Annotated in this window: 8 protein-coding genes and 2 pseudogenes; 6 read left to right on the forward strand and 4 right to left on the reverse strand. The window is 37.4% G+C overall.

The window, feature by feature from the left end; translation table 11 throughout:
• The 6 genes and pseudogenes from ACPYKA_RS06885 to ACPYKA_RS06910 form a co-directional block, all read left to right on the forward strand.
• Nucleotides 1-197 (forward strand): hypothetical protein (locus tag ACPYKA_RS06885; RefSeq protein WP_479541628.1); only part of this gene is annotated, 197 nt, incomplete at its 5' end.
• 1,098 nt (nt 198-1,295) lie between these two features.
• Complete coding sequence (locus ACPYKA_RS06890; RefSeq protein ID WP_479541610.1) at nt 1,296-2,855, forward strand: Na+/H+ antiporter NhaC family protein; 1,560 nt, start codon at nt 1,296-1,298, stop codon at nt 2,853-2,855.
• A 417-nt stretch (nt 2,856-3,272) separates the two neighbouring features.
• Nucleotides 3,273-3,539, forward strand: a pseudogene (locus ACPYKA_RS06895) (TIGR04197 family type VII secretion effector); the annotation flags it as partial.
• A 72-nt stretch (nt 3,540-3,611) separates the two neighbouring features.
• Nucleotides 3,612-3,965, forward strand: a complete 354-nt coding sequence (locus ACPYKA_RS06900; RefSeq protein WP_479541611.1) for a DUF3958 family protein — start codon at nt 3,612-3,614, stop codon at nt 3,963-3,965.
• Nucleotides 3,962-5,536 (forward strand): LXG domain-containing protein, encoded by a 1,575-nt coding sequence (locus ACPYKA_RS06905; protein WP_479541612.1) that lies wholly within the window; start codon nt 3,962-3,964, stop codon nt 5,534-5,536. Before ACPYKA_RS06900 ends, ACPYKA_RS06905 begins: the two co-directional genes overlap by 4 nt.
• Nucleotides 5,533-6,159, forward strand: a complete 627-nt coding sequence (locus ACPYKA_RS06910; protein ID WP_479541613.1) for a hypothetical protein — start codon at nt 5,533-5,535, stop codon at nt 6,157-6,159. Before ACPYKA_RS06905 ends, ACPYKA_RS06910 begins: the two co-directional genes overlap by 4 nt.
• Before the next feature lie 202 nt (nt 6,160-6,361).
• On the opposite strand, the pseudogene ACPYKA_RS06915 reads toward ACPYKA_RS06910, so the two are convergent.
• The 4 genes and pseudogenes from ACPYKA_RS06915 to ACPYKA_RS06930 form a co-directional block, all read right to left on the reverse strand.
• Nucleotides 6,362-6,529, reverse strand: a pseudogene (locus ACPYKA_RS06915) (helix-turn-helix domain-containing protein); the annotation flags it as partial.
• A gap of 147 nt (nt 6,530-6,676) precedes the next feature.
• The gene (locus ACPYKA_RS06920) at nt 6,677-7,129 is read right to left on the reverse strand and encodes a DUF2269 family protein (RefSeq protein WP_479541614.1); all 453 of its coding nucleotides are present in this window, start codon (nt 7,127-7,129) and stop codon (nt 6,677-6,679) included.
• Nucleotides 7,130-7,213: 84 nt separating this feature from the next.
• The gene (locus tag ACPYKA_RS06925; RefSeq protein ID WP_479541615.1) at nt 7,214-8,098 is read right to left on the reverse strand and encodes a fructosamine kinase family protein; all 885 of its coding nucleotides are present in this window, start codon (nt 8,096-8,098) and stop codon (nt 7,214-7,216) included.
• 865 nt (nt 8,099-8,963) lie between these two features.
• Nucleotides 8,964-9,980, reverse strand: coding sequence for a PTS sugar transporter subunit IIC (locus ACPYKA_RS06930; protein ID WP_479541616.1), 1,017 nt, complete (start codon nt 9,978-9,980; stop codon nt 8,964-8,966).
• Nucleotides 9,981-10,100 lie beyond the last annotated feature (120 nt).

A 10,100-nucleotide genomic window follows, 5' to 3' on the forward strand; every position in this document is an offset into this window, starting at 1 on the left:
GAAAGGCGGCAGTAAAACGATACGCTAAAAGATCGAGAGTATTAGTTACGGTTAAAGAAATTTTTACAAATAAAAAAGAAAACCCAATGATTGATGCGTATCCTAGTGCTGCTGCATATGCGTTGACATCCGATTTTCTATTAATATTGTTTTCCCCCTTCATGTGTTCTGTTTCATTTTATTATAACATTATTTGATATTAGTTAATTCAGAAATTTTCGGTGTGCTTAGTTTATTGTATATTGATGTAAAATTCGCTGTTTAATTATAGTGTGTGGACGATATTTGTTACTTCGCATGTCGGGCGACTCTGCATAAAAATTTGCCACTCAGCATGTTGAGTGAGTGACTCTGCATAATATTTTGCCACTCGGCATGCAGAGGGAGCGACTCTGCATAATATTTTGCCACTCAGCATGTTGGGCGAGTGACTCTGCATAATATTTTGCCACTCAGCATGTCGAGCGAGTGACTCAGCACAATATTTTGCCACTTAGCATGTTGAGTGAGTGACTCAGCATAATATTTTGTCACTCAGCATGTTGGGCGAGCGACTCTGCATAATAATTTGCCACTCGAGCATGTCGAGCGAGTGACTCAGCATATATATTGTCACTCAGTATGTTGAGTGAGTGATTCCGCATATATATTGTCACTCAGCATGTTGAGTGAGTGACTCAGCATAATATTTTGCCACTCAGCATGTTGGGCGAGTGACTCTGCATAATATTTTGCCACTCAGCATGTTGGGCGAGCGACTCTGCATAAAAATTTGCCACTCGGCATGTTGGGCGAGCGACTCTGCATAATATTTTGCCACTCAGCATGTTGGGCGAGTGACTCTGCATAATATTTTGCCACTCAGCATGTTGAGGGATTGACTCTGCATAATATTTTGTCACTCGGCATGCAGAGCGAGTTGACTCTGCATAAAAATTTGCCACTCAGCATGTTGAGGGATTGACTCTGCATAATCATTTACCACTCAGCATGTTAAGAGAGTGACTCTACATAATTTTTACCACTATTGCACGCCTTCAATCTCTAATAAAAAAACTTAAAAAGAACCCTGTCTGATCTAGACAGATTGTGACCCTTGATGGAGATACACATCTGGTAATTAAATCCGTACTCGGGTGACGTACAAATTTATTGAACAATTGTTGGTTTGTTAGGAGTGGATTTTTCCAAAAAAGCAATTGCGGGGATGTACTTCATTCTCACATCTTCTATTTTTGCGTTATAATAGGAGAGGTTAAAATTTTGTTATTGCATCATGAAGGAGAGTATTAATTTTGGCAGATTCTTTTTGGTCACTCATTCCGCCGTTATTGGCAATTATTATGGTTCTGCTTACTCGGCGTGTTCTCATTTCTTTAGGTGTGGGAATTATTGCGTCGGCCTTATTTATAGCACAATTTCATGTCAGCGATGCAGCTCGGCTTATGTTCGGGGCGTTAAAAGGTGTGTTTATAGAAGATGGCGGATTAAATACGTGGAATGTATATATTATATTTTTTATTTTACTGCTTGGAATTATAACGAATTTTGTTAGTGTGATGGGCGCAACGATGGCGTTTGGTGATTGGATGATTCGGCGTGTGAAAACGCGGGTTGGTGCACAGATTATGACGATATTTCTTGGGATTGTGTTATTTATTGATGATTATTTCAATTGTTTGACGGTCGGACAAGTTGCTAGACCGATTACAGACAAACACCGGATTTCACGGGCAAAACTGGCATATATCGTTGACTCGACAGCTGCTCCAGTTTGTGTTATTGCACCGGTGTCTAGTTGGGGTGCGTACATTCTTGGGTTGATTGGGATGGTTTTAACGACGCATAATATTGTCGACTATACCGAGCTGGGTGCTTTTCTACTCATGATTCCGATGAATTTTTATGTTTGGTCAGCGCTTGGAGTTGTGTTTGTTATTGCGCTTAAACAAGCAGATTTTGGCCCGATGAAAAAGCATGAGTTGCATGCGATCAAGACGGGGGAAGTTTCTAGATCGGATGTGAAAACTTCAGGAGATTTGGAAGCAGGGTCAACGAGCAGTTTAGGAAAAACATCGGAATTAATTGTACCGATTATTGTATTATTTGTTGCTACGATTGGATTTATTTTCTGGACGGGTGTAAGGGAGTTAGGTGCTGGGGAAAAAAGTGTCATTGCTATTTTAGGTGAAGCGGATGTTTCCACAGCTTTATTTTATGGTGGAATTGTAGCAGTTTTGACTACGATTTTATTCTTTCTCAGACATGTGGCAAAAAGGGAGTTAAATGGAAGTCATTTTTTTGGTAGTATTTTAAACGGTATGAAAGCAATGATGCCAGCAGTTATCATTTTAGTTCTTGCCTGGACGATAAGTGATTTGATTGATCAGCTAGGAACAGGATCGTATTTGGCGGATGTTGTTGAAAAATCCAATCTACCATTTGCCTTATTACCGTTTATCATTTTTATCATTGCCGGTTTAATCGCCTTTTCAACCGGAACTTCTTGGGGGGCTTTTGCTTTACTTCTTCCGATTGCTGGGCAAATTGCGGCTGCGACTCATATTGAATTAATCTTACCAATGCTTGCCGCTGTCTTGGCGGGTGCAGTTTTTGGCGATCATTGCTCACCGATTTCCGATACAACGATTTTATCAGCGACAGGATCAAATTGTCATCATATTGACCATGTGATGACCCAACTTCCTTATGCTCTTGTTGCTGCGGGGATAGCAGGTGCGGGATATTTGGCTTTAGGATTTACGGAAAGTGTCTGGATTGGTTTACTTATTGTGTTCGTTGGATTAGGTGTATTATATTTTTCTCTAAAAAAACCGATCTCGGCTGAGGGATGAAGGAAAAGTCCTGTCTAGTACTTTAATTTGGTACTAGAGGGCTTTTTTTATATTTGTACGAGAGCAGTCTTTTGGCTTATTATGTTTGCGACTCCGCATTATCGTCAGAACTAAGCAATTTGTACGTGTTTCGCCACATTTTTTTCTTGAGCTAAAAATTTACCAAGTTGGAGACCACCATGACAAAGTAACTATATTAAAAGTAAACGGGTTGAATAAATGAAGAAAAAACATTTTTTGCTCCAATGTCTATAGACCCAAGTTAAAAAGTAAGTAAATATATTGTAGGAGTTTTTGTGAAGAATTTACCGTGTATTTCTTGCACTTTATTCCCTTGTTATGATTTATTCTAGTTGATATAATGAAAGCTATAAAATTGGTAAGTTCTAGAAACGGTATAGATAGGTAGGGAATAATATGATTCAAAGTAGTTTGAAAACTGCAGAGGATATTGCTACTGAAATGGGGAATGCCTCGGATGCGATCCAGACCGCGGTTAGTAAACAGATTCCTCATGCGGAAAAAACTACTCTCGCGGTGAATGCTAAGGCACAAGAAGCGAATCAAGAAGCAATAAAACTAGTTCAGCTTTTTAATCAAAGTTTTCAAGAAACGATCGAAAATATCCATACAGTTGCAAAAGAATTTGAGCGGACGGACCAGGAATTGGATACTGCGATCAAACAACTTTTACCAATTAATGAGGCACTTCGGGATTTAAATACGTATCAAAAGGCGAAAAATGGGTGATCTTCTATGTCGGTGAATGAAATTAATCGAATTAATTTAAGGCTACAAGATCTACAGGACAGGCAGGAACAAAATCAGCGTGCACTAGCCGAATATGAACAAACAGAGAATCATTTTCTTGAAATAAATAATCAGGGTGAGCATTTGTTTGAGCGCTTATATAATGTGTGGCATGAGGATGAAGAGTTAGCCAATGCAATTGAGTACGATAGACTAGAACTGCAACATTGCAAACGGCAGATTTTACATGACCTTGATAGCAAAAAGAACGAGTTAATGAAAGAGAGACAAGAATTATTTTATTTGGAAGAGAACTTATACGAATTGAAGCGTTCGATTGAGCGGGGGGAAGATACATGAGCCTAAACATGTATTTAGGGGAAACTGATGCACAAAAAAATAGTGCGAATGCGATTTGTATCGAAATTATCCAATCAATGGAACAAACGATATCTTCAATTACTTCCTTTACCCTAGCATTTTCTCTACAAGGTAAAACATATCATTCCGCTAAAGTTTTCATGACTCAAACATATCTTCCGCTTGCCGAAGGAATTATTTATTTATGTGAGGAATTAATTCGCCAAAATGATAAATACCCTAGTGATTTTAGAGCACAAGTAGCGACGACAGATGTTGTGGAGCAAGAAGTTAGGGAGCAAATCCAAGAAATTACCCGGATGATAACAAACCTTGAAACATTAAATGAAAATACCCCCATATTTGAAGTATCCATTCTTATTTACAAACATATGCAACGGAAACTTGAGGAGAAATTAGAAAATTTATATATGTTTAATAGTGCGTCTGCGAGTAATTATGATACTGCGCTGCAACTTGCTAGAAATGTAATGCTTGGCCTTAGTCAGATTCAAGGTGGAAAGGGGTTTAATCGTAAAACCGGAACATTTAGTACACAAGGAATGGATTTAAGCTGGATTCAGAAACTAGACGAGATTCATTATACACGAAAAGCGAAAGCTAAATTTGGAGATTATCTTAAGGGTTATCCTGGAGACCTTGAAAAAATTATTACGATTATTAAATATGAAGAGAGACATCCAGATTATGTGGAAACGACGGATGAATTTCTTACTGTTTTGGATGCGAAAGATAGGACGGAAATTAAGTATTTAATGTATGTGGCGGAGGAGCCGTATCGGACGCTGGCGATGAAGTATTTGGATAGGATGGAGTTGATTTTAGTAGAGGTAGATCCTGATAAGAAGAGTCAACCGTCCTATTTTATGCATTCAGATAATACAATCACCTATGTGTATGAAAGAGATCGTACGAATGACCGGGGAGCATACTTTACTTTTTTTCATGAACTAGGGCATGCGATTGATTATAATTATGGTGTGGACAAAGACATGGATGACTTTTATTCAAATGTTTATCAAACTAATGGGAAGACATTGGCTGAACATATGCATGGGGATGTAGAAAATAGAATACGGACAGAACTTAGAAATGAATTAAATAAGGCAGAATACGATGAAATTAATGTTTCAGATAAAAAGAAAATGATAAATAATATTGTGAAAGTAGCGATTCATAAAGGACCGTCATCGGATATAGATTTGACAAATGCAGAAGATGACTTATTTGGTACTATTCAAACCCAGATATCAGGTGAATTATATGCTGACGAACATCATAATGTATCTGATGTTTATGGTGGGGTAACTTTAAATGAAATCTTAGGAAGATGGGGTCATCACGAGCTAGATTACTGGATTAATGAAGACACTCGTGAGCGAACGAATGAACCAAACAAAGAAGGATTTGCTAGTTATTATGGAAGCATCATGATAGAAGATGGAGAATTTAGAGATGAACAGATAGAGAGTGTCAATGAATACTTGCCTAACTCCAAACTACATATGGATGAAATGTTTGACAAAATAAATGAAGGTGTAAATGAATGAAAAAACAACTAAGCTATTTATCTATTTTTATTATTTGTTTATTATTACTCGGTTGCCAGTCATCTACAAATCAAGACAAAGATGAAACAACGAGTCAGAAGGATATAAATGAAAAGGAACTAAATAGTAATGATAGTGAGGGAAGTCATGTGACGCAAAAAGATATTTTTGATTTTAGGCATATCGATAAAGCTCCAGAGGCAACGGAAAAACATTCTATCAAAGAAGTGATTAAAGTCTTTTTTGATGAATGGTCTATTGATGTTCCATATGAGGCGGTAGCAATTGATATACAAAATAATGAAATTTATATTAATCCTATCATCAGTGGTCGTGGGCTCCGTGCTCAAGGTGGGATTGTTGAGATCAATGGGGCAGATCAGGTTCATGAAATTTTGGGAAAATATGATGTCCAAGAATGGAAAACTGATTATACATTTGAAGATCCAGGCACTTATGAAGATGGGTATAGTTGGAAGTTATGGTTGCAGTTTGAAGACGGGACGGTAGAAAAACATTCAGGAGAAGGGACGGATGTAGAAAAACTTACACCTGATAACTTTCGTGAATTTGCGAAGGAGTTAAGAAGCTTTGTTGAAGAAAAACGGAAAAAAGTGAAATAAATAAAGATAAAAAATACGAGAGATTATTCTCGTTTTTTTATTTATAAACGGCCTTCGCTCACTGCCTTTTAAGTTCGTAAATAATCATGGTAGAGAAGCTTTTGGATGCTGACAGACCTTTTTTGGCAGAAAGTATAAATTCTTTCTTGACTCGCATAAATGCAACTAAGGCATTCGCTGGAAAAGCTTGGCGAATGCCAAGTTTTCTAAACGCTTCTTTATCATCTTTTAGTCCCTCATACGTTTCTTTTCGTTCAGCTAACATCTTGTTATAGACAAAACGAACACAGCCGAAGGTTTTGTGTATCATCAAGGCCTGTTCATCTGTTGGATATAATCGGAACTTATACGCTTTATTTTGTTTAGCCATATCAAATCACCTCCCCTATAAGAATATATGTTCCCATTGTATCATGTGGAAAAAATTTTGGCTATCCCAACCGAAATTCATCTCCCCCTTACCGCCTAAGCTACGCCCTTCACACGCTTGAAGAGGGAGACTTCTTTCGGAAGTGCGTTAAAAAGGTTTTGTAATCATTAATAATATGATAATGAAAAAAATTATATTGGTAATTCGTTCATAAAAAAACAATTCTTTTGAAAGTTCATAATATCGTTCAGGAATATGCTCTCCTTCATGTTCTTTCAATATTTTTTTTATCGGTTTTGACTTTGGAGAAAGTAGGAAAGGTCCTGCCCCTAAAGCGATTAGAAAAAGTACAAGACTGCTTATGAACCAAATTTGGCCAAATAAATATGGGCGTAATATCCCCATAACTAATCCTGTCAGTAGCAGTAGTGTCCCACCAATCATAACAAAAATATGGATTTTGTTTCGGATTTTATAAACATGTCTTAATTCCGTCATCGTCTCGGCTTTTGTAACTATGTAAATCATGACAAATCCCGGCCCTAAGCCAACGATAGCAGAAAATACATGAATAACGACAAGAACATCATAAAAGGTCAAAACAAAAACCTCCAAACTGCTTTTAGTTTACAACTAAACCATACACTATTTCAACAATTGGAGGTGTGATTTTTTTCACTATTTTTATAGTTCTCCTATATATCGATTTAAAATATTATCAATATCTTTACCGTAAGTTTCTCCAAATAAATTGAGGTGGGCTATTAAATAATATAGCTGATAAATCGGTTTAACATCCTCATAATCTTTTCTTAAAGGATAACTTTCCTCATATGCCTCATAAAACTTATTTGAAAAACCACCAAACAATTCAGTATATGCAATCTCAAAATGACGATCACCATATAAAAACGAAGGATCAACAATATATGGTTCTCCACCTGGTCCGACTATCCAGTTGCCTGCATAAAGATCTCCGTGCAAATGAGATGGTTCCACAAAACTCGGAACCCATTCATTCAATCGTTCCATTAAAAGCTCCATCCGCTTACGACGAGTTCCGTCAATTAACCCTTTTTGGATTCCTTGCTCCAATTGTGAACCAAGTCTAAACGTTCGAAAATATTCTAACCAATTTGCATTTAGTTCATTCGGTTGCGGTAATAAACCAATATATGTGTCATTTTTAAATCCATGCATTCTGCCAAAACATCGATGTAACTCAGCTAGTTTTTGTCCTAGGATCACTTCCGTTTTATCTGTCTTTGCCCCTTCTATCCAATCCAATAATAAAAAGGCTTTTCCAGGTTGGTCAGAATAAGATAAATAATTTGGAACTGAGATTGTACCTGTTTCTTTAATAATTCTTAATCCGGTTGCTTCGCTTTTAAAAAAATCTTTTGGTGAATTAGCATGGAATTTCATGAAAAATTCTGCATCTATTGTTTGCACATAATATGCTTCATTAATTGAGCCACCTTTGATTTTCTTAATCGTTTGTAATCCGGAGTAATCTCTGCCATTTTCCAATGCAATTTTAGCTAGTCTTTCCATATTTATATTATCCATTTTGCTGTCTCTCTTTCCACATTTTCAAAGGTTCTCCGCCTTCTTGAACATTTTCTACAGCCAGTTCGACAGCCCTCTGCATAAATTGAACCAATTTTTCATCCCCCTAAGACAATAGCATTATATGTTATCTTAATATAATTGAATGTTAAGTTCCATTTTTCATCACAAATTTTTTAAAGTGCGTGTTCAAAAAGGAGGATGAAAAGAACCAAGAAGTTCGAGGCGGCGCAGTTTCGAGCAGCGGAATGTATGCATTTAGATACATGAGTAGCGGAGAAACAAGCCAACGAGCTTCCACAGGATGTGGTGACTTCGACGTTCGACACAGGACGTGTCGGTATTTAGTCGAAGTTCCCCTCTTGATGAGTCATTTTCACCGGACTTTTTGAACATCTTCTTAAAGTTTAAAACTAAATTGCATTATTCTTTTATTGTATCTTATTTATCAGTTTATTTCTTATTAATGCTTAATTTGCTACATTCAAAGGGTTAACGGTATTTTTCTAGAAAATTATAAGCGAACTAAAACACAATATAACTTTTTTTAGCAGATAAGAAAGTTTAAAACTTTCCTACTGCTCACTGGCTAAAAACGCGACGTCCTGGGACTGCACTTTCGTTCGTCCCACCGTAATGATTTGTCGCAAAGCCAGTACTAGCACGTCAATCACTCGTAAGTGCAACTCATACTCTCGCCAAGGCTTGCACTTACTTAGCATAAGTGCAAACATCACCTCTGTCTTTCGCCAGGAAGGCCGACTAAGAACAGGCTTTGCGCCTAACGTCGGCATACCCCTTTGAAGGGGCATGTTTTCTTTAACGATAAGCCAAGTTTTCTAATATGTCATGCAACAATCAATTGTTATTCATAATTAATTTTCATATCACCAAGTTTAATCCAGCCGATTTTCCTTAATATTACGGTAAAAATAATACTTATAATTGCGGGGGCTACAATATGCAACATGAAGACAGACCAAAAAACCTTCATGGAAAAGCCCATCGCTTCAAACGCCATGATCTGACCAACAAGTCCGCTCGTACCCATTCCGGCACCAGCTGTGTTATTCGTCATTTTAAGCCAAACAGTGCCGATTGGTGCTAGAATCATACCCGCTATGGTTGGTGGTATAAGAATGGCTGGTTTTCTTAAAATATTAGGTACTTGTAACATGGAAGTACCAATAGCTTGAGCTAAAAAGCCACCAAATCCGTTGTCGCGGTAACTTGAAACTGCAAACCCTATCATTTGCGCTGAACATCCAATTGCAGCCGCTCCTGCAGCTAATCCATCAAGCGAAAGCATAAAAGCGATTGCTACACTCGAAATAGGTGCTGTTAACGCCCATCCCATTAATACAGCTACCAGAATTCCCATAATAAAAGGTCTTTGCGCTGTAGACCAATTAATAATTTCACCGAACCAAAGCATAAATGTGTTTATCGGCATTCCAATTAATTTACCTGTGATATAGCCGACAAGAATTGTAACGAAAGGAGTCACAATTATATCTACTCTCGTCAGGTTATACACAAGTTTTCCGAACTCAGTTGCAAAAATAACAGCTACGTAACTTCCTGCTGGGCCCCCAAGTTCTGCTCCGAATGCTCCGGCAAAAAGAGCTGAAAACAATACTAGGGGCGGTGCTTTTAATCCATATGCAATAGCGACACCAATCGCCCCTCCCATTACTTTTGAATCCATTGCAAACTCACCGATCTCGACAAAAAACGCAAGACCTAACTGTTCCCCAATCGTTTTAAAAATTAATCCAATAATTAATGATGAAAATAGTCCCAGAGCCATATAACTTAATGCTTTAATGATATATTCCTGTGCAGATAAGGTTATCCCTTTTCTTGCTAAATAATGTTTCAAGCCCTTCCCCCCCTAAAGTATGTGAATATATTCACATTCATTCAATTACTAACATTATACGACTATACTTGTGTCTTGTCACCTGTTTCACTTCTTGTGAATAGTATTAATGAAGAGATA

Origin of the sequence: Pseudogracilibacillus amylolyticus (SeqCode) (assembly GCF_051918545.1) — a bacterium.
In the GTDB taxonomy this organism is placed as follows: domain Bacteria; phylum Bacillota; class Bacilli; order Bacillales; family Amphibacillaceae; genus Pseudogracilibacillus.